General features: G+C 47.2%; 17 protein-coding genes. 4 read left to right on the top strand and 13 right to left on the bottom strand.

Annotated elements, in window-relative coordinates:
• The first annotated feature begins 45 nt into the window (after window positions 1-45).
• Window positions 46-2,772, top strand: a complete 2,727-nt coding sequence (locus AB4Y93_RS15580) for an alpha-mannosidase (protein ID WP_441893451.1) — start codon at window positions 46-48, stop codon at window positions 2,770-2,772.
• Between the two features lie 64 nt (window positions 2,773-2,836).
• Here the strand turns inward: AB4Y93_RS15580 and AB4Y93_RS15575 are convergent, their stop codons facing one another.
• Window positions 2,837-4,468: a response regulator transcription factor gene (locus AB4Y93_RS15575; RefSeq protein ID WP_441893449.1), complete on the bottom strand. Its 1,632-nt coding sequence runs from the start codon at window positions 4,466-4,468 to the stop codon at window positions 2,837-2,839.
• Window positions 4,469-4,640: 172 nt separating this feature from the next.
• Entirely contained in the window at window positions 4,641-4,874 is a 234-nt protein-coding gene (locus AB4Y93_RS15570; RefSeq protein WP_167281840.1) for an HPr family phosphocarrier protein, read from the bottom strand.
• Window positions 4,875-4,990: 116 nt separating this feature from the next.
• On the opposite strand from AB4Y93_RS15570, the gene AB4Y93_RS15565 reads away from it, so the two are divergent.
• On the top strand, window positions 4,991-5,425 hold the full coding sequence (locus AB4Y93_RS15565) for a DUF2663 family protein (RefSeq protein ID WP_441893447.1): 435 nt from the start codon (window positions 4,991-4,993) through the stop codon (window positions 5,423-5,425).
• Window positions 5,426-5,472: 47 nt separating this feature from the next.
• Here the strand turns inward: AB4Y93_RS15565 and AB4Y93_RS15560 are convergent, their stop codons facing one another.
• The 3 genes from AB4Y93_RS15560 to AB4Y93_RS15550 all read right to left on the bottom strand — a co-directional run bounded on the left by AB4Y93_RS15560 (window position 5,473) and on the right by AB4Y93_RS15550 (window position 8,133).
• Entirely contained in the window at window positions 5,473-5,916 is a 444-nt protein-coding gene (locus tag AB4Y93_RS15560) for a hypothetical protein (RefSeq protein WP_441893445.1), read from the bottom strand.
• A 212-nt stretch (window positions 5,917-6,128) separates the two neighbouring features.
• The gene (locus AB4Y93_RS15555) at window positions 6,129-7,067 is read right to left on the bottom strand and encodes a glycoside hydrolase family 43 protein (protein WP_441893443.1); all 939 of its coding nucleotides are present in this window, start codon (window positions 7,065-7,067) and stop codon (window positions 6,129-6,131) included.
• A gap of 85 nt (window positions 7,068-7,152) precedes the next feature.
• On the bottom strand, window positions 7,153-8,133 hold the full coding sequence (locus AB4Y93_RS15550) for an aldo/keto reductase (protein ID WP_441893441.1): 981 nt from the start codon (window positions 8,131-8,133) through the stop codon (window positions 7,153-7,155).
• A gap of 44 nt (window positions 8,134-8,177) precedes the next feature.
• Here AB4Y93_RS15550 and AB4Y93_RS15545 point away from each other — a divergent pair, with 44 nt between their 5' ends.
• Together AB4Y93_RS15545 and pdxR are read left to right on the top strand one after the other, a co-directional pair.
• Entirely contained in the window at window positions 8,178-8,372 is a 195-nt protein-coding gene (locus AB4Y93_RS15545) for a hypothetical protein (RefSeq protein ID WP_441893439.1), read from the top strand.
• Window positions 8,373-8,518: 146 nt separating this feature from the next.
• Window positions 8,519-9,958 (top strand): MocR-like pyridoxine biosynthesis transcription factor PdxR, encoded by a 1,440-nt coding sequence (gene pdxR, locus AB4Y93_RS15540; protein ID WP_441893437.1) that lies wholly within the window; start codon window positions 8,519-8,521, stop codon window positions 9,956-9,958.
• Window positions 9,959-10,075: 117 nt separating this feature from the next.
• Here the strand turns inward: pdxR and AB4Y93_RS15535 are convergent, their stop codons facing one another.
• The 8 genes from AB4Y93_RS15535 to AB4Y93_RS15500 form a co-directional block, all read right to left on the bottom strand.
• Window positions 10,076-10,201, bottom strand: coding sequence for a hypothetical protein (locus tag AB4Y93_RS15535; RefSeq protein ID WP_441893435.1), 126 nt, complete (start codon window positions 10,199-10,201; stop codon window positions 10,076-10,078).
• 268 nt (window positions 10,202-10,469) lie between these two features.
• On the bottom strand, window positions 10,470-12,647 hold the full coding sequence (glgP, locus tag AB4Y93_RS15530; protein WP_441893433.1) for an alpha-glucan family phosphorylase: 2,178 nt from the start codon (window positions 12,645-12,647) through the stop codon (window positions 10,470-10,472).
• A gap of 197 nt (window positions 12,648-12,844) precedes the next feature.
• Entirely contained in the window at window positions 12,845-14,479 is a 1,635-nt protein-coding gene (locus AB4Y93_RS15525) for a DUF3502 domain-containing protein (RefSeq protein ID WP_441893431.1), read from the bottom strand.
• Between the two features lie 74 nt (window positions 14,480-14,553).
• Window positions 14,554-15,450 carry a carbohydrate ABC transporter permease gene (locus AB4Y93_RS15520; RefSeq protein ID WP_441893429.1) on the bottom strand — a complete coding sequence of 299 codons (897 nt, stop codon included), beginning with the start codon at window positions 15,448-15,450 and terminating at the stop codon, window positions 14,554-14,556.
• Between the two features lie 46 nt (window positions 15,451-15,496).
• Window positions 15,497-16,399 carry an ABC transporter permease gene (locus AB4Y93_RS15515; RefSeq protein ID WP_441893427.1) on the bottom strand — a complete coding sequence of 301 codons (903 nt, stop codon included), beginning with the start codon at window positions 16,397-16,399 and terminating at the stop codon, window positions 15,497-15,499.
• A 180-nt stretch (window positions 16,400-16,579) separates the two neighbouring features.
• Window positions 16,580-18,148, bottom strand: coding sequence for an extracellular solute-binding protein (locus AB4Y93_RS15510; protein WP_441893425.1), 1,569 nt, complete (start codon window positions 18,146-18,148; stop codon window positions 16,580-16,582).
• Window positions 18,145-19,953 carry a cache domain-containing sensor histidine kinase gene (locus AB4Y93_RS15505; RefSeq protein ID WP_441893423.1) on the bottom strand — a complete coding sequence of 603 codons (1,809 nt, stop codon included), beginning with the start codon at window positions 19,951-19,953 and terminating at the stop codon, window positions 18,145-18,147. Before AB4Y93_RS15505 ends, AB4Y93_RS15510 begins: the two co-directional genes overlap by 4 nt.
• Window positions 19,950-21,551, bottom strand: a complete 1,602-nt coding sequence (locus AB4Y93_RS15500) for a response regulator (RefSeq protein ID WP_441893421.1) — start codon at window positions 21,549-21,551, stop codon at window positions 19,950-19,952. The genes AB4Y93_RS15505 and AB4Y93_RS15500 overlap by 4 nt, the downstream gene beginning before the upstream one ends.
• Window positions 21,552-21,579: the final 28 nt, after the last annotated feature.

Here is a 21,579-nt window from a genome sequence, read left to right as displayed (position 1 = left end):
CACTTGTTGCATAATGACTAACCTTCTATGAAAAGAGGAACCATCATGCCATTATCTAAGCGTATTGTACATGTTATCTCTCACACCCACTGGGACCGGGAATGGTATATGCCATATGAAGCCCATCACGTCAAACTGATCGAAACGATGAATACGCTGCTTGATACCTTCGAAGCGGACCCTGAATTCCGCAGCTTCTATCTGGATGGGCAGACGATCGTATTGGACGATTATTTGCAGGTGTATCCGGAGAAACGGGACCAGATCCAGAAGCTCTGCGATGAGGGCAAGCTCTCCCTTGGCCCTTGGTATATCCTGCAGGACGAATTTCTGACGAGCAGTGAAGCAAATGTACGTAATTTACAGATCGGACACCGGGATGCTGCCAAGTTTGGTCCAATCTCGAAGCTGGGCTACTTCCCCGATTCGTTTGGCAATATGGGACAAGCGGCACAGCTTCTGAAGCAGGCAGGCATTGATACAGCCGTCTTCGGAAGAGGAGTTAAGGCGACCGGCTTCAACAACCGGGTTGATGACTCGGGACTGGAATCACCGTTCTCCGAACTGATCTGGCAATCGCCAGACGGCTCTAGTGTGCTTGGCATCCTGTTTGCCAACTGGTACAACAATGGTATGGAGATTCCCGTTGACCTGGCTCAAGCAAAGCCTTACTGGGAGCATCGTCTGGCACGAGCAGAGCAGTTTGCCTCCACTCCGCATCTTTTACTAATGAATGGCTGCGATCATCAGCCCATTCAGACCAACCTGTCCGAGGCACTTCGCACGGCAAGAGAGCTGTTCCCGGATTACGAGTTTATCCATTCGAATTTCGATGATTATGTGCGTGCAGTGGAAACCGAGCTTCCGGATACGCTTAGCGTAACGCGGGGTGAGCTCCGAGGCCAGCAGACCGATGGCTGGTATTCTCTCGTTAACACCGCTTCTGCACGTATCTATATTAAGCAGCTTAATCAGCAGAACCAAACGCTGCTGGAAAAAGTGACCGAACCACTCGCCGCCGCTGCTCATAGCCTTGGGAAGCCTTACCCACATGGACTGCTGCAATATGCCTGGAAGACACTGATGCAGAACCATCCGCATGACAGTATTTGCGGCTGCAGTGTCGACGAGGTTTACGACGAGATGAAGACACGTTTTGCCAAAAGCATGGAGGTTGGCAAACGGCTGACTGAAGAAAGCGTCAGATTCATCAGCTCTAAGATCGATACTTCCTCCTTCGCTTCGCTTAGTAAAGAAGCTGTTCCGGTCGTTGTCTTTAACACCAGCGGTTACGAAGGCTCATCCGTCATTTCCGTTGAGATTGAATATTCCCATCGCTTCTTTGACCAAAGTGAGGATCCAGTTGCCATTGCTGCCGCCGTAAAAGAACGTACGCATGCTGAAGGCTATCTGGTTAATGCCGCTGGTAATCAAATCGCTCATACGGCAGAAGATTTGGGTGTACGCTTCGGCTATGAGCTGCCAGGCGATAAGTTCCGCCAGCCTTATATGGCGCGTGCACTACGACTAACCTTCGAAGCAGCTAACCTGCCTCAGCTCGGCTATCAGACCTTTGCCTGGATTCCAGATGAAGGCGCTCACAACAACAAGCCAGCCGCAGAATTATCTCTAATCAGCAGCAGCCGGACGTTAGAGAACGCCCATCTGAAGCTGACCGTTGAGGACGATGGAAGCTACTCCATCCATCATAAGGCAAGCAGTCAAACGTACAGCGGACTTGGGATTTACGAGAACGTGGGCGATATCGGTAATGAATATATTTTCAAACAGCCTGTAGGCGATAAAGCAATTACAACCAAAGGGCTCAAAGCGGCCATTCGAATCGTAGAAGACACGCCATACCGGGCAGCATTTGAGATCACTCATTCCTTTGCTATTCCAGCAAGTGCGGATGAGCGGTTAGCCCAAGAAATTAACACGATGGTTGAGTTCCGCCAGCGGAAGGCTGGACGATCAAACGAGCTTGCTTCGCTTGTTATTGTCACTAAACTAAGCCTTGAGCGTGATGGAAAAGGCGTAGTTGTTCATGCACAGATTGACAATCAATCGAAGGATCACCGTGTTCGCGTATGGCTGCCATCCGATGCTGATGCTTCCACGCATTTTGCAGACTCTATCTTTGAAGTGGCTGAGCGCCAGACCGTTCCATCATCTGTTTGGGAGAACCCTAGTAACTGCCAGCATTTGCAAACCTTCATTGACGTTCATGATGCTAATAGAGGTCTCACAGTTGCCGGTAAAGGTCTTAACGAATACGAAGTACTGCATGACGGCAGAAATACCATTGCCCTAACACTGCTTCGGTCAGTCGGCGAGCTTGGCGATTGGGGGGTATTCCATACACCAGATGCGCAGTGCCTAGGCATCAATGAAGCGGAATGGATGATCAGCCCTTATGGCGGTGAGAATGAACGGTTCAGCGCTTACCGCGAAGCTTACCGATTCCCTGTGCCAATCACCTCAAGAAGTATGGGATTACAGCATGGTGAGCTTCCACTGAGTGACCATTTCCTCGCTTGGAACGGTGACGGTCTTGCTTTCTCCAGTCTGAAAATCAATGAAGATCGCGGTGATCTGATGGCACGCTGGTATAATCTTTCGGGCGCATCAACCCATCTTACTGTTCAGCCGAAATCCGCAGCAGCGAGTTATGAGAGCACCATAATGGAAGACGCTGGTGAAGAAGCTGTGGGCAGCAGTCTTCCAGTAGACGGCTTCAAAATCGTAACGATTGGTATCAAATCTTTATAACAAGCAACAAAAAAGGCAGTTCCAAAGGTAAAGCTATTCACCTTGGATACTGCCTTTTTATACCTTACTCGTCCACAATGCCCCGTTGTCTACGGTATTCTTTTGGCGTACAGCCAACCTGCTTCTTGAACAGCTTTGAGAAATGGACAGGGTCCTTATAGCCAACCTGGAATGAGATTTGATAAACCTTGAACTGGATATCACCAAGCATTTCCTTCGCTTTCTCGATCCGAATATCGGTCAAATATTCGAGGAAGGTCTGCCGCTTGTCTTTCTTAAACAGTTTGCTAAGCCATACTGGCGTGACATGAACCGCGTTTGCTACACTTTGCAGCGTTAAGCTTTCCGCGTAATCACGCTGCAGGATTTTTTCGGCTTCGCATATAATCTGGCTTGGTGTAGATGAGAGACTGCGGAAATCAACCGCAATTTCCTTCAGGCATTTTTCCGCCTGCTCCCTAAGTGATTGAAGCGTATCATATCGTTCAAGCTGCTCCCATAACGCGATTGGATTACTGATCCACTTTTTATTAGGAACGCCAGCAGAGGATGCTTTCTTGAAAATCTCAAACAGCCACTCGAAGATGTTCTGCTGAATATCCCGCAGCTGTGTGAGCTGCCAAGCTTGAACCATTAACTCAAATCGGTCCAACGCAGCTGAAATATCTTCATCCGAACCGAATTTGACCAGATCCAGTACTTCTTCCGGCTCCGCAAGCGTTAGATCAGCGTTGTCTCCCTCTTCAAAGCTACCTTGCAGCGTAAATACCCGATTCCCGCCATACACCGCCTTTTGCTCCAGCACGCCAAGCGCCTCGGTATACATATCATGCAATTGCTCGAAGGTACCCGGGTTCGTCCGTAGTCCCGCGCTCGCTTTCACTTTAACAAAATCATTGATGCGCTTAATGCACAAATATGCGATGCCACTCGTCAGCTCCAATTGATCCGAACGCATGCAGCTGAGTAGAATGACCCATCGGTTCCCGCTATCCATACATAAAGCGTACGGATAAGGATAATCCTCCTCCAATGTCTGGTTCACCACATTGCCGATACCAAACAGAATTAAGTCCTTTTCCTGAACCCGGCGGTTCTCGATTGCCTTCAAATCATCGGCTTCAATAACCATCAGCGTCATATGCTGACTGATCATCCACTCCAGATTCAAGGTCGTCAACCGGTGGCGCCTTCTTGTTTCCTTATAGGGATCATGCTCCTGCTCTACCATTTCCCGAAGCAGCTCTTCGCGCATCTTGGGAATTGCGAATTTCACCTGATTCATCAGCATCTGTTCATTATGCTGCTCCAGCTGCTTCCTTTTAATATTATCAAGCGCTTTGCGTACAATTTGCTCCAGTTCACTGATATTGATTGGTTTGAGAATATAGTCGAKGGCACCGGTTTTCATCGCTTGCTTCACGAGTTCGAAATCATCGTAGCCACTGACTACAATCGCCTCCGGATGATAATCCGTGAGCTGCTGCAACGCACTAAGAAACTCAAGTCCGGACATCCGGTTCATCTTTATATCCGTTACAATCAAATCCGGACGTACATCCTGCGCCAGCATAAGTGCGGTATCGCCGTCATCAGCAACCAGCACCTCAACAATGCCAAAAGAAGCCCAAGGAAAGCGGTTACGTAAACCTTCGCGGATCTCGAATTCATCATCCACAATTAAAGCTCGCAGCATCCACTCACCATCCCCATTATACAAATCATAACCTGTCTTGTTGTGTTAGCCTACCTCCATACTAAACGACTCTATTTTGGATTGCACGGGGGTAAAACAAAACTTTATGGGGTTGTATTAAATTGTTGGCGGATAGATGCTGCATGGCCAAAGTACATTCGGGTACAAGGAGCTAGCCAATCACGAGAAACGGCTCCAATTCTTTGAAAAGCTTTTTGTAGTTAACATCATCCGGCACTACAAGTGTCAACGGTTCACTCAGCTTCAGCACGAACAAACCGAGAATCGACTTCGCATCAGCCATCCCGCTTTTGCCATGAATCCAAATATCAAAGTCATATCTGGATACGATATGGTTGATTTGTTCAATATCTTTCACGTCTTTCACTTTGATTGGCACGATCATCACGAACTGCTCCTTCCAGCATCCAACTTTTTCTTATTAGTTGTGTGCGGATAGACATTGCTTTATGCGTACAGGCATAACATGTATGGACAGGTAAGTGAAGGGAGAGGGCTGACATGGCTTGGCGTGAACAGGTTCCGAGCGATGCGAAGATAACATTCGATAAGTTAATTGATCGTAAGAAAAAATGGGATACCTGTAAATCAAGGGCGGCAGCATGTGCATTGCTTTGCTTATTTTGTTTTCTGATGTTTGCCGTTGTCTATTATAAAAATATCGCCTCCCTTAACGGCAGCTATATCAGCTTCTTTGAAGGCATCATGAACAATTCTTTCCTCATCTTCCTGATCGCCGTATTCATTGTCAGCTTTGTTTATTTGTATGTACTGGCCAAGGAAATCGATAAAGCGAAGAAAAAGTATGAAACTCTTAGGAATGAGACGATTGATAAATTCGATACAACATGGCTGAAAAGCATTAATTTCGACACTAGAAACGAGATCTCCTTAGAGATGAATACATACGACATTAATATCGATTATAAAGGCTAAATACCATATAAATCCCCCTGAGCTTGAAGCAGGGGGATTTATTCATTTTATTCGCTGGTAGCTCTGCAAACTAATTTCTCGTCAAGATCAAACGAATAACGACGGAACCCTCCAAGGACATTGCGGAGCTCATTATAAACGCGATCAAATAAACGCCACATTCGTTCCAATTCATATTCCCATCTTCGGTCAACAATTGGGAGGCTGAACGAGACTCTCACCATTTGCTCTTCAATCTCAAACATAACATTCTCAACTTCCTCTTGATGAGAATCAGCCTCCTCCTTCTTACCGTCCGATATTTGAGCATAGAAGCTGTTATTAATAATATAAGGTAGGGTTCGAATTGCTGAAGCAAGGGAGAAGAAAGAAGTAATATCATACCGAAAATCATGGATCCAATAGCGAAGAAAATCATTAGAGGCTTCAACAAAATGCTGGGTTGCCGAGATGGCTTCATGGTAAACATGAGGAAATAGACGTGTGGACATAGAGAGGTCTCCTTTAATCGGGGAATTTGTGATTAGCATCGGATGGGAGTACCGGGGTAGTAGGGTATCTCCTATGGGAGGTTTCATCCGTAGCTTTCCATTTTAAATAATACGTTCAAGCTATCTTTTTGACAATCTTAGTTATCTGCAATATCGGAAAGAACAACGGACTAACTAGCTGCAAGGCTAGTATAGTCCGCTTTTTAATTGGATTATATTTTCCCTGGTCTCCCGAAGTGAGGTGTGCCATCTTCATTCCAAGAAAATGCTTGTACACGGGCATGTCGGTTTGGATCCGACAGAGCACTTCCTATTAGTTCCTTATAAGGACGGGCATGATAGACGATCAGGTCGATAGAGCCATCTTCACTCATCGTAAAGCAGTTATGTCCTGGTCCATAGTTAGCAGTCTCCTCATTAGTCTCAAATACAGGGAGAGGATGCTTTGTCCACGAATTCGGATCAAGCAAGTTGGCATCATCAGAAACTTCCAGCAGACCCATACAATATCGGTGATCGGTCGCGCTTGCTGAAAAAGCAACAAAAATCCGCCCATTACGCAGCAGTACAGCTGGCCCTTCATTCACCCGATGACCTTGAATCTCCCAATCATATTGAGGCGTTGATATCAGAACTTGAGGACCGGCAATCGTCCATGGATTGACCAGTTTGGCTATGTATAAATTGCTGTCTGATTCTTTATATTGCGCCCAGATCAGATATTGATCTCCACGATGATTGAAAGTCGTAGCATCAAGCGAGAAGCTCTCGAAATTTAGTGCTATTTTGCCTTTTTCAACCCATGTGCCAGTTATCGGGTCTTCATCGTTGCACTCCAGGACATAAGGCCGGATTGCCCATTGATCCTCAGCTGTTCCCGCTGCGAAATAGATATACCACTTGCCATCGATGTGATGAATCTCCGGCGCCCAGATATGGTTGCCCATCTCTCCGACTTCATGCTTACGCCAGATCACCGCTTCCTCCGCAGTAACAAGTCCTTCAAGCGTAGCTGCCTTCCGCAAAACAATTCGGTCATACTCAGGTACGGAAGCTGTGAAATAATAGAAACCATCCGTATGCTTAAGCACATAGGGATCTGCGCGATTTACAATCCAGGGATTTGAGTAGCTGACCGTCTCACTTGCCATTTGTATGTTGCCCCCACTTCTATTTACCATATTTGTTCTATTATAATAGAATCCTTTTAGTAGAAGAAGTGAGAAAAACGCTATCTTATTGATGACCAACAACTCTGTGAGGGACATATGGTGCTTCAAGTGAAGTAATTTCCTCATGTGTTAACTTGATATCCAGCGCTGCTGCTGCGTCCTCAAGATGAGAGAGTTTCGTCGCACCAACAATAGGCGCAGTCACCGGTTCTTTCTGCAGCAGCCAGGCAAGTGCAATCTGAACACGGGAAACGCCTCGTTGTTCCGCGATCGCTGCAACTTGATCTATGATTAATCGGTCGGCCTCTGCCGTTGCGTCGTATTTCTGTTTCGCAATTTGATCCGTTTCAGAACGATGCGTTGTTTCCTTCGGATCTCTAGTTAATCGTCCTCCAGCAAGCGGACTGTACGGAATAACGCCGATTTTTTCTTCCCGACAAAGCGGCAGCATCTCTCGTTCTTCTTCACGGTAGATGAGGTTTAAGTGATTCTGCATCGATACGAACCTAGTCCATCCATTTCGCTCTGCAACATGGAGGGCCTTCTGGAACTGCCACGCATACATAGCGGAGGCACCGATGTATCTTGCCTTTCCTGCTTTCACCACATCATGCAAGGCTTCCATCGTCTCTTCGATTGGCGTATGGTAATCCCAGCGATGAATCTGGTACAGATCTACATAATCGGTTTTTAGACGTTTCAAGCTCTTATCTATCTCGCTCATAATCGCTTTCCTTGAAAGTCCGGCGCCGTTAGGACCTTCATGCATTCTTCCGTGAATCTTTGTTGCGAGGACGATCTCATCTCGATTGGCATATTCTTTGAGTGCAAGTCCAACAATTTCCTCACTTGTTCCATCCGCATAGACGTTAGCCGTATCAAAGAAATTGATTCCAAGCTCCAGTGCTTTTTTTATAACCGGACGACTGCCTTCTTCATTGAGAACCCATTGGTGAAAGGAACGCTCTGCGATCCCAAAGCCCATACATCCAAGACATAACCTCGATACATCCAAGCCTGTATGGCCAAGCTTCACATATTCCATTAGATACGCCTCGCTCTCCAAAAGTTCATACATCAAAGATATTATTGCATCTGGAGTTCACTCCAAGTCAAGCATGTTCAACAGGCGACTATATTAATCAGTTTGAAAAAGTAATGATGGAGAAGGTCACTTCTTTCGAGAATCGGTTCGTCATTGAACTCACCATTGATGGCAGGCATACCGTCATGCTTATTCCAGTTATTCTGCTGAATGGTAATCTTTCTGCTGGGCGATATTAATGAACAGCCCAAGAGCCTTGATATATCTAAAGCCCTTTGGCTGTTTTCACGAAATTGAAATAAGCTTCCCTACAAAAAACTCATCTTGTTGTTACACTAAAGGAAAAGACAATTCAGGTATCGTGTCATTGGAAAGGTGTAATAAGATGTGGAAACCAGACCGAACCATTAAAACAACGTTGTACCAACAAATCGCAGAATATATTGAGCAGCGTATTACACTAGGTGAAATGCCTCCTGGAAGTATGCTGCCTTCTGAACGCAAACTTGCTGAACAATTAGGTGTAAATCGAAGCACAGTCGTACAAGCCTATGAGAATCTTCGTGCTTCCGGAATCATTGAGAGCACGACAGGAAGCGGTACCCGCGTTTCTCAATCGTGCTGGGGAACGGCTCAGGTGCAAACACCGAATTGGAATCGTTATGTAGAGGGAGGGACGCTTCTGCCTAACCTCCCCTTTTTAAGAAGAATAAGAGAAGGCGTTCAAAGTGGGGAACCGTTCATTAATTTCGCAAACGGCGAGCTGGCTCCAGAGCTTTCACCCAATGAATGGATTAGAAATGTCATGCAGAGCCAGCCATTTCATGAACCGTTAGGATACGGGGATCCGCAGGGTTATGTTCCACTTCGCAACGCTTTAGCCTCCTTTCTCCTGGAGCATCGCGGTATTAAAACGACTAATGATTCTATATTAGTTACATCCGGATCCCAACAATCCTTATACCTTATTACCCAATGTCTCCTAAGTCCCGGAGATGCCGTTGCTATCGAAAACCCTTCTTATAATTACTCTTTACCCATGTTCCAGTCAGCAGGCATCCGTCTATTCGGATTAACCGTTGATAAGGATGGTGTTGATCCGGAGGAAATTCGCACTTTATTCAAGCTGCACCGAATCCGAATGGTATTCTTAAATCCGAATTATCAGAACCCGACGGGAACGGTTTTAAGCACACAAAGAAGAGCAGACATACTTGCTTGCTGCGAGCAGCTTGGAATTCCGATCGTGGAGGATGATCCCTTCAGCTTAACCTCAATGGATGAAGAGGTCCCTCCCCCAATTAAGTCCTTGGATCGAACGGGCACTGTGTTATACATTGGATCTTTATCTAAGATTGCAGCATCAGGTCTGCGAATAGGCTGGATGGTTGCTCCTCATACCGTTCTTCAGCGCCTGGTAGACGCGCGGCAGCAGATGGATTTTGGCCTTAGCATCTTCCCGCAATGGATTGCCGCTCATCTTCTTGATTCATCGGCGTTAGCTCCCCATTTGTACCGTCTGAGAGAGGCTTTGCGCAGCCGCCGAAATTTAATGGCAAATGCTCTTAATCGTATGTTAAGAGATAAGATTTCGTTTGAATTGCCTGCAGGCGGATTAAATCTCTGGTGTAAAATAAATGAGGATGTCGATGACTATACACTGCTGAGAAATGGTTTTAAGCGTGGCGTCTTGTTTGTCCCGGGCAGCGTGTATGGTTCTGAAGCAGGTTTTGTCAGATTATCCTACGCCCGTCCTGCTGTAGAGGATATCGAGATTGGCATCAGCAAATTCTCCGAAGCTTTACATGAAACAATAACCAGATAGAAAAGGGCCAATCATCATGGATTGGCCCTTTTCTTACCAATAGTATAGCTTCACCGATACATGCCAGCTATGCGGACAACAATCCCGTTGTGAAGGCTCTCAAGGTCGTTACATCCCCTACCCTTTACTGTTAGCCTCATTAAGATCTTCATGACGAATGACCTGGCGCCCGAACATAACGATAATAAATGGACCGGAGATAAACGCTAAACTAACCATGATGAAAGAAACCAATGCTTCCATTCGTAATCACCTTCTTCTTCGTATGACTTTATTACTATTAATCATAAATTGGAGGTGAACGAATGTAACCAGCCAATTACACAGAATCTTATACCATCCAATTTATAATTGGAGTGGTTTGCAAAGAGCATAAGAAGTAGAAAAAGGCTTTTCAACCCTGCCGTATCTTTGCTCAGACAGAAGGAAGACTTCCATCACGGCAGTCTCCTCGCTCTCCACTCTTCAGTTCCAGCCTCCATGTTATCAAGCGGCTTGGTATTTCCCTTGATCAGCCCCAAGCGGCCAGCTCCAGCTCGAAATCGTTAGCGAAATCAGGACTGATTGGTGTAACCCGCACGTTTACGTCGGCCTTCCAGATGTTGTCTACTGGGATGTCTGAAGAAGTGCCCTCGTAAACATAGAGTCCCTTAGTCTGCTGCTTTATCGCCTTTAGTGTCACCTTCCAGATACCACGATGACCATCGGAGCCAACCGCCTCCACGCGGACGTCCTTGTGCCATATGGCGCCAAGCCCAATCTCAGCCCGGAAAGCCTTCTTGTTCATTCCGATTCTGCAGCTATTGTCTTCAATAATATCCACTTTCCTGACTTGGACACTTGACCAGTTGTCACGGATAAAATGCTTGTAAGCCGCAACCCTTGATGCAACCTCGAGATTATCCGCAGCGAACCGCTTTCCTCTTGCACTCGTTGGTACGTACATCTTGTTCCAATAGTCGGTAACCATTCTGTGAGTGTTGTAGACAGGTGCGAGCGAGCAGATCGATTCCTTCATTAGGTTGATCCATTCCATCGGGACCTTCTGATCCTCCCGCTTGAAGAACAGCGGAATAATCTCTTCCTCAAGCAGCCGATAAAGCGCTTCGGTATCCTGCTTCGCCTGGAGCTCGGTGTTGCCATCATTCATACTTTCGATGGCCCAGCCGTTTCTTCCGTTGTAGCCTTCCACCCACCACCCGTCCAGCACGCTGCAGTTAAGCACACCATTCAGGGCAGCCTTTTGCCCACTTGTACCGCTGGCCTCCATTGGCTTCAATGGCGTATTAAGCCATACATCAACACCTTGAACAAGCAGCTTTGCCTTATCCATAGCATAATTCTCTATCATATAGACGCGGTCTTTAAACCTATTATCCTGAGACAGCTCCACAATTTGACGAATCAGGTCCTGCCCGGGTCCGTCTGCGGGATGCGCCTTGCCTGCGAAAACGAGGACCACCGGGCGGTCTGGATTACCCAGGATGCGCGCGATCCGCTCCGGGTCACTGAAGATAAGCAATGCCCGCTTATACGTCGCAAATCGTCTGGCAAAACCAATGATTAACGGCATTCTATCAGACGGGGGGAGCGGAAGACCAAAAGCCTGAAGCATCTTGAGCTTAGCCCGCTGATGCTCCTCCCACAGCTCGATGCCCGGAATATCCCGAACAGCAGCCCATACTTCCGGCTCCGCTGTCTGCAAGGTCCAGTCGGACGGGAGATACCGATCGAACAGCTCTTTTAAGTCAGCGCCTAGCCATGTCCCGGTATGGATGCCGTTTGTGACCGAATCGACGGGAATGTCCCGTACTGGAATATGCGGCATCCACCGATGGAACATTTCCCGGGTAACCTCACCATGCAGTTTGCTCACCCCGTTCACTTTCGATGAGGTGCTGACGGCAAGGCGCGTCATGTTGAACACGCCGTTCATGCTGCCAAGTGACAATACTCGATCCCTGTCAGTTCCGAGCTGCCAATAATAGTCGCCGAAAAAACGGTCCATCATGTCGATGGAGAAAACGTCATGCCCGGCTGGAACCGGTGTATGCGTCGTAAAGACGGTGCTTGCCTTGACGGCTTCGAGTGCTGTCTCGAAAGACAAACCTTCAGCGGAAAGCATGCGGATTCGTTCGAGTGTTAGGAATGCACAGTGTCCTTCGTTCATATGCCAGACCTCTGGCTGGATGCCAAGCGCAGCAAGCAGTCTAGTACCACCGATGCCGAGGAGGATCTCCTGGCTTATACGGATATCTTGTACATTGGGATATAACGTGTCAGTCAAGCGGCGGTCCGCATCACTGTTCGTTTCAACATCGGTATTAAGCAGGTACAAGGTGACCGAGCCCACCTTCACGGACCATGCTTTCGCATATACCTTCCTGCCCTGGAGCGGAACCTCTATAATGATCGGCCGACCATTGTCATCCCGCACGAGTTGAACCGGATAGACACTCGCCTCGAGGTCCACTTCGGGGTACAAATGCTGTTGTGAACCACCTTCGTCAATACGTTGCTGGAAGTATCCTTTTCCATAAAATATGCCTACGCCCGTAAGCGGAATATTCAAGTCTGCTGCCGCCTTGATATGGTCGCCAGCCAATATGCCAAGGCCACCTGAGTAGATCGGTAAGGATTCATCAAGTCCGAACTCCGCCGAGAAATACGCAATACTATTGTTTTGCATAATTCCACCCCATTTTTCACCAAATTGCACCATGAAAGCGCCTAATAACTTGGTGCCTTACTACTATATGACGATTTATGGTACATGTGCCTATATTCGCGAGCCGTTACTCCTGACATCGTGAGTAACACATAAAAAAGGACGCTTACGCGTCCTTAGACTTTCTCGACAGTCTAAACGATTTCGAATTACTTGTATCAGCCCTTAGCTGCAAGGAACGCAGATGCCTGTGTCTCAAGCTCGCTCTTCACTTTAGCAATACCAGCAGCTTTCATCTTGGCATTCAGCGAATCAAACTGTTTATCGACATCCTTAACAGCTCCAATAGCAAGCGGCATAAAGTACTGCGTCGATACGTTCTTCAAGTTCGCGATTTCGGTCTTCACGTTATCCGTGTTGAAGGTAAAACCAAGATAAGTAACTGGCTGCAGGAAATCTTTAATCTTGTTATTTAATTCAATGTAGGAGTCCGTCCAGCTAACGCTTGGCTTGAAGTTATCCTTATCAACGAACCAGAAGCCTGCCGCATCAGGCGGATATGTGTTGGTTTCAGCAGTCACACCGTCAGGCAGAGCCAGCTTATCATCGGCTGTAATTACATAGTTTTTACCCTCGATACCGTAGTAAGCGTTAAATACGTAAGCAGGATCTTCCATGATCAGATCAAGTGCTTCCATCGCCCGCTCCGGATGTTTGGAGTTAGCAGCGATTGCAATACCGTTGTTCAGCCAGCTGTTGGACGGTGCATGACCTGTTGGTGACAGAACCGGCATAATGTAAGTCTCGATATTCTTGTCTTGGCAGGACGACAGTGTCGCTTGAATATCAATCGAGTTACCAAACGCTACACCTGATTTGCCATCGCAGAAGTTATCTTTCGAGCGGATCTTGTTGGAATACGGATTCTTGTTAACATACCCTGCATCATACCACTGCTTCATAATGCCAGCTGCGTATTTGAACGCACCTTGAACAGGCTCATCCGTAATGCTTAGAATTTTACCGGTTGGGTCTTCCTGATCCGTATAGTTGCCGACACCGGAAGGGTCACCGGAATCAATCGGAGCACCAGCGTAAGCGAACTTCTCTGATACCAAAGCCCCGAATGGCGTAGGTAAGTCATACTGGGAATCCAGATTAAGCGGAATCATGTTTGGATAATCTTTTTTGACCTCAGCGAAGTAAGGCTCAAGTTCCGAGATCTTGGTCGGATTAGTTAAACCAGCCTTCTCCATCACGTCTTTGCGAAGGACAATGACGTTTACTTTGCGGTCTGGCGTTGTCGTTGGAATCATGTACTGCTTGCCATTTACTTGTGCCGCTTTATAAGCAGCTGGATCTTGTTTAGCCGTATACTTCGGCATGTATTTCTGGAACATATCCTGTGTCAGCTCTTTGAAAGAGCCCTTGTTCGCCTCAGGCACATAGAAGTTCCAGTCAGCCGTGAAGACGAAGTCGACATCTTCACCGGACGCTAGAATAAGAGGATATTTGGAAGCGATGTCTCCCCATCCAATATAGTTAATTTCAAGGGTTGCGTTAATGTCCTTCTTCAGCTTCTCATTAAGTGCCGTCATCACATCCGGCATGCCCTTTGGTGCTTCGCCAAGTAAATAACCAACAAGCTTAATCTCTTCCGAGTGGTCATTACCGTTATCTGTGGCTGCCGGCTCCATGCTGTCAGCAGACGGTGAAGCCGAAGGCTCCGTAGAGGCATTTGAGGATGCTGCTGTATTACTGTTATTGTTGTTGCTGCTGCAGGCAGTGATAAGAAGTGCAATCATTGCAATCAATGCCAGCATATTGAATAGGCTTTTTGTTTTTCTTTTCAAGTGAATCCCTCCCCTTATAGTGGTCGAGCAATGACATCATCTATATAAACTCCGAGATCTGACCGGAATCTATATCAACCTTTTACAGCACCAATCGTGACACCACTTACGAAATATTTCTGAGCGAACGGGAAGACCAGCAAAATAGGGCCTGTTGCGATGACAGTCATCGCCAGCTTGAATGTCTCCTTTGGAGCATCCAGGCTTGTCACATGCTGTGCCATAGCAGATGAAAGGTTAATGGAGGACAGCATCTTATACAGCAAATATTGCAGCGGAATCATAGAATCCTTAGTGGTGAACATCATGGCGGTCCACCAGTCATTCCAGTAAGCCAAGGCAGTAAACACTCCGATAGAGGCAAGAGCCGGCTTACTAAGCGGAAGAATCATCTGCAGGAAAATCCTCATCTCCCCTGCTCCATCAATCCTCGCGGATTCAATAAGCGGTTCAGGAACGGAGCTTTTGATAAAGCTTCGGAGAATCAGAATGTACATCACATTGAACATCGGCCCCAGAATGAGTACGGCATACGTATTGGTCAGATGAAGGTTACGGCTAAGCCAGATATAATAGGGTGCAAGACCGCCATTAAACAGCGTTGTGAAGAAAAGAAAGAACGCCAGCTTATTGCGATGCGCAAGCTCCTTTCTCCCGAGGACGTACGCCGCCATCGTCGAGATGAAGAGCGATAGAACCGTACCAACAACAGTCACGATAACGGAAACCTTATAGGCGGAAAGAACATCTCCGGGATAGCGGAAAATATACCGAAAAGCTTCGAGTGATAGATCGTGGGGCCAGAACCAATAACCATCACTCAGCACAGAGCTTTCCGAAGAGAATGCGCCGGCCAGCAGAACAACAAAGGGCAGCAGGCAGATCACCGCGATAATGGAGACGACCGTATAAGAAATCGTTGTAAAGATAGGAGCGGAATTCAGCTTTCCGGTGGAAGCTTGACTGCTCATGTTAACACCCTGCTTTCTCACTTAAGTTGATTGAAGGCTGCAGATTTTAGAACAAGGCTTGTTCCTTGTCATATCTGCGGACAAACCAATTGGCTGTCAGGATAATGATCAGTGTCAGAACGGATTGGTACAGACCAACCGAGGACGCCATACCGAAGTCTGCAGAACCCATCAAAGAGCGGAAGGCAAGCGTGTCGATAATATCTGTGGCATCCATTAACAGTCCGTTATTGCCGATTAACTGATAGAACATATCGAACTCACCTCTCATAATCCGGCCTAGTCCTAGCAGAATCAGAATGACCATCGTTGGCTTTAGCAGAGGCAGTGTAATCTGCATAATGCGCTGGAACCGACTGGCTCCGTCAATAGTGGCTGCTTCATATATTTCCTGATCAATGCCTACTATGGCCGCCAAATATAGAATGCTTCCGTAGCCTACCCATTTCCACACATACAGGAACGGCAGCAGGAAGTACCAATAGCTCGTGTTGGAATAAATATCGAGTGCCTGAATATCTAGAAAATGTAGAACCTTATTAACAATGCCATACTCGTAATTAAGGAAGTTGTAGACGAAAGCCGATACCGTTACCCAGGAAATAAAATAAGGGAGAAACATCAGCGTCTGACTTAGCTTCTTGAACGACTTGCCGCGGATCTCGGATAAGAAAACGGCAGCAACGATGGAGAACACGGTGTAGCAGCCCAGGAATATAACGTTATACACCATCGTATTGCGAGTCACAAGCCAAGCCTTTCCCGAAGCGAAAAAGTAATGAAAGTTATCCAATCCAACCCATTCACTTAAGAACATGCCGCCCTGCCTGGAATAGGATTCGAACGCCATAACAATACCGCCCATCGGAATATAAGCGAATACAACATAATAAACAGCAACGGGTACAAACATCAGATACAACAGCCAATTTTTTCGAATATCCTTCATGTAGGCAACCTCCATAGCATTCTCTCCAGCAATCTCTATCTGCTTCAATGTTACCGAAAGTGCCTTCCGCCTCACACGGGGTAAACTTACGATCATCTTTGAAAATCACATCTGCCGGCACTTATAAAAATAAAAAAAGCCCACCCGGCATTACCGCCAAGGCAGGCTTCCTCGATCTAATTATTGATTTGCAAGATAATCAGCCGCTTGCTTCTGTACTTCTGCCTTAACCTTAGCAATTCCAGCCTTCTTCATATGCTGAACCAACGTATCAAAAGCAGCCTCCACATTATCAACCGCCCCGATATAGATCGGCTGCGCATATTGTGTGGATACACTTTTCAGATTGGCAATCTCCGACTTCACCTGATCAGAATTAAACAGGAATCCAAGTAAAGGGGTCGGCTCGAGCAGCGGCTGAACCCGCTCCTGCAAAGCCTTATAGGAATCCGTCCAATTGGCAACCGGTTTAAAGAGGTCCTTATTCACAAACCAGAAGCCGGCAGCATCAGGAGGATATGTATTGGACTCGGACGTAACTCCTTCAGGCAAGCCAATCTTATCGTCGGGTGTAATGGTATAGTTGACCCCTTCGATGCCATAATAAGCCAGATACGCATAGGAGGGATCCTCCATAAGCAGGTCAAGAGCCTCCATGGCCCGCTCCGGATTTTTGGAGGAAGCGGATATCGCTACACCATTGTTCAGCCAGCTTGCCTTCGTGGCTTTCCCGGACGGATACACCATCGGAAATGGATATACATCAATTCCCTGCTCCTTGCAGGACATAAAAACATTCATCATATCGATGGAGTTGCCGAATGCGATACCCGATTTGCCGTTGCAGAAATTGTCCTTGGAACGAATGTTGTTGGCATACGGGTTTTTATTCATATATCCCTTGTCATACCAGTCCTTCATTATATAAGCGACTTCCTTCTGCCAGCTCAGGATCGGCTCCTCTGTCATGCTGTACATGACACCCTCCGGGTCCTCCATATCCGCTGTTATTCCTTGAGCAAGCGGATCACCTGAATCGAATGGAGCACTAAACCAGGCGAATTTCTCCATCAGCAAATAAGTAAACGGGGTTGGAAGATCATATTGGGAATCCAGGTTGAGCGGAATCATGCCTGGATAACTGCGCTTTATCTCAGCGAGGTACGGCTCAATCTCCGAGAACTTTGTAATTTGCGTCATGCCTGCCTTCTCCATCACATCCTTACGGAATAAGGCAATATTCACCTTACGGTCGGGAGAGGAGGTCGGAATCATATAAGGTGTTCCATTTACGTCGGCTGCACGGAGCGCTTCGGGCGCCATAGCCTCCATATGTCTCGGCATGTATTGCTCCAGCAAGGATTGACTAAGCGGATAGAACGCCCCCTTTGTCGACTCAGATACATAGAAGTTCCAGTCCGCTGCAAAAATAAAATCAACATCCTGGCCGCTTGCTAGAACAAGCGGGTACTTCGAAGCGACGTCATTCCACGCTATGTAATTAAGTTCAATCTTTGCATTGATATCTTTCTTCAGCTTCTCGTTAATCGCCTGCAGTACTTGCTGCATGCCCTTCGGTGCCTCTCCAAGCAGATAACCTACAAGCTTCACTTCCTTCTCGTGACCGGGACCTGGGTTAGCTGCTTCTTGTTCATCCCCATTACCAGTGCAGGCTGTCAATCCAAGCACGAGAAGCACGGACAGCAGAGCCGCACCCAGCCATAACCGTCCTTTTATTCCCCGTCTCATTGCGCTCTCCCCCGTTCATCCAGCCTTCGTTCGGGCAGCCGCAGCAAAACGCTGGTTCCTTCTCCCTCCGAGCTGTCGAACCTCAGGCCGTATTGAAGACCATATGACAGCTGCAGCCGCTCTTCAATATTACGGACGCCATAACCTCCCCTGTCACCCTCCGCTGAAGGGGCTAGCAGGATCGTACTAAGCTGCTCGGCAGACATGCCTACTCCATCATCAGTCACTTTAATCAGAAGATCGCCTTTATCGGTCCAGGCTGCAATCCTGATCTCTCCTTCTTCACTGTCCTTCTCCATAATGCCGTGCAGAATTGCATTCTCAACAAGCGGCTGCAGCAGAATCTTGGGCAGCTGGCAGTCATATAGATCTCTTGAAACCTCAAACTCTAACCGGACGCTGTCACCAAAGCGCATATTCTGGATTCGAACATACGCTTCAATATGCTTCAGCTCGCTCTCCAGCGAGACATATTCCTTGCCGTTCGACAAGCTTAATTTGTAGAAGACAGCAAGCTCGTCTACGACCCGCTTTATGTCGCCCGCATTGGATTCAATCGCCATCGCATTGATCAGATCAAGTGTATTGTACAGAAAATGAGGGTTGATCTGCGCCTGGAGCGCCTTCAATTCTTTATTTTTAACCTCGCGCCCAAGCGACGACTTCTCTTCGATTAGACCAGATATGTTCTGAACCATCGTATTGAAGTTATGGGTCAGCTCACCGATCTCATCATCATTCGCCGGCAGAGGAGCAAGCTGGAAATGTCCATGCTTCACCTTCCGCACATGAACAATCAGCCTTCGAATCCGCTTTGTCGCCGAAGCAGCTACGAAGAAGGAGAAAGGCAGCATAAAGGGCACAACGATTAGGAAGATCGATATAATCCGGTTTCTCGCTTTGACGCTGGATTGCAATATATCGGTATAAGGCACCACAAGTGCAACTTTCATATCCGTATGAGGAATAGCCTGCACGCCAAGCAAATGCCGGCTTCCTTCGATCGGATAATTATTGTTATAATAGTTGTCCACTTCGTCGGAATCGAGGTACAGCTCGCTTACTTCCTTCACAAGCTCATCCGAATAAGAGAACCGGTCGGATTTGCCAAGCAGCTCTCCTTCATCATTAAACAAGAACGCAGCCGCATTCGGAGTCAAGATAGCATGGTTAAGAACAGACTCCATCGCTGCGGGCTTTACGCGGGCCCGGACAATACCGTCAAATTGCTGAATATCATGTTCATTCGGAATTTTACGCAGGACAGTTAATTCCCGGCTGTCAGCACCGGGCGTTATGGCAGTGGAAGGCAGCCATGCGACAAAGGCGTTAACAGAGGCGAACCGGGTATACCAGGCTTCCGATTCCACTTTCTTCATATCCAGGAAATCAACATTTTCCGTTGCGCCGGCTATACCTTGTCTCATATAGATCTGAATGGAATCTATATCTTCATTATAACGGAACTGATTAATGAGCCTTGAAAGCTGCAGCGAAGCCATATGCCAGACGTCTATGTCCTCATAAGGCTTGGAATCCTCATCAACTGCCTTCTGGACAAGCTCGTTAAAGGCGATAAAATTAAGCACTTCCGTAATCGCTTCAGACTTATATTCGAGATAAGCCTTCGTCTCATCCAGCATTTTGCGTGAGGCATAGACCGCCGCTTCTTTATTTTCTTGCTGCGTGGTGCTGATATGAATAAACAACAGCAGCAGAAACGGGATCATAATGACCAGTACATAAGTCGCAAAAAGTTTATACCGAATGCTTAAGAAGATTGGCCGTTTCAGTCTTCTTCTCATCGGGCGGCACGCTCCCTGAATTCGGAAGGAGTGCAGCCTGCGTTTCGCTTGAAAAAGGTGGTGAAGTAATTAGCATCCGTCATGCCGATCAGAAGCGCCACTTCAATCATTTTTACATTCTGATCACTCAGCAGCTCCTTCGCCTTGTTCATCCTTGTATCCGTAATATACTCCTTAATCGTCTGCCGGCTATGCCTCTTGAAATAAGCACATAGATACGTTTCACTTAGCTGAACATGATCAGCTATCGCACGGATCGTAAAGCCTTTCTCGTGAAAGTGGGCATGGATATAACGCATAATCTCCCTCATCTTACCGCTTCCCGCTCCTGCCTCATCCTCACTTGGCTCAGCCATCGCATCAAGAAACGACAGTACATACAGCTCGAGCCCCTCCAGGCTTGGGATTCGGTCAATCTCCTTCCACATGTAGCGACGCTCCGTATCTTTAGAAATCTCAGCCAGCCCCAGCTGGACAGCCGTTTCCATAATAGCAATGAGAAATTGAAAATACGTATCCTTCAGCCGCAAAATATCGAGATCCTTCTGCTTACGCACGTACGCAGTCCATTCCCTCACGATTCGTTTGGCTTCGTCTATATGACCTTTACGCAGCTGATCACGCATCAGCCGCACCTCTTCCCAATTCGTCACGACAGGAGAGTGATAATCAAGAGCATCAGAGAAGATCGGCTTAGAACCGCTGTTATAGTATTGGTAAGCACAGGCACGAGAGGCTTGTCGGTACGATTCTGGAATTTCCTTATGAGAGAATACCGTCTGCCCGATTCCAATTCGAAGATCAATCGCTGGTCCTGCAATGGCACAAAGCTCCGAGTAAATTCCCTCTATCGCTGCTCTGCCATTCCGGTAGCTGCTGCCATATTCACCAGGCAGTATTAGTACCAGATGATTAATCGAGTCAAATCCGGCAAGCGCTTTCATTTCATTAAAACAACTACAACCCGAAATGGCTTCAAGTATTCTTAATTGCGTCACTCCTGGATCTTCAGGCAGATCGTAGAGGCTCCAATACAAGCTTGAGACGACTATCGTAAAAGGGCCTTCTGCTGGAAGCAGGAAAGTTTCTCGGCTGCGCAACGCTGGTATGACATGAGGAGACTGCGGATTAGAAACAAGCCGGCGCACCATTTCTTGTCTCAGATAAGGCAGACTGTGGTCATACCCTTCCTGCAGCTTCCGTTCTTCCTCCTTACGCTTCTGCTCTTCCTTGCGGAGCCGAATGGCGGACTCCACCACATCACGTACTTCGTTCAAGTTAACGGGCTTTTCAATATACGTAAATACTTTCAGTTGAATGGCCGATTTCAGGTACTCCTTATCGGAGAAGCCGCTGAGGAATATAATCGGACAGTCAGGATCAGTCTCCCGGTACTGGCTGGCAAATTCGATGCCGCTCATCTTCGGCATTCTTATATCACATAGAATAATATCGGGCTTCCTCTGCATGGCAATCTCGAGTGCTTGAAGTCCGTTGCGCGCCGTTTCTACTTCATCTATACCAACCGTGTCCCATGGGATATAATTTCTTAACAATTCTCTTGTCCGAGTCTCGTCGTCAATAATTAATAACTTCAAGAGAATCCCTCCTGAATCGCGATGTACA

The organism is Paenibacillus sp. YAF4_2, assembly GCF_052113225.1.
Taxonomy (GTDB): Bacteria; Bacillota; Bacilli; order Paenibacillales; family Paenibacillaceae; genus Pristimantibacillus.
This window is presented reverse-complemented; position numbering and strand designations above follow the sequence as displayed.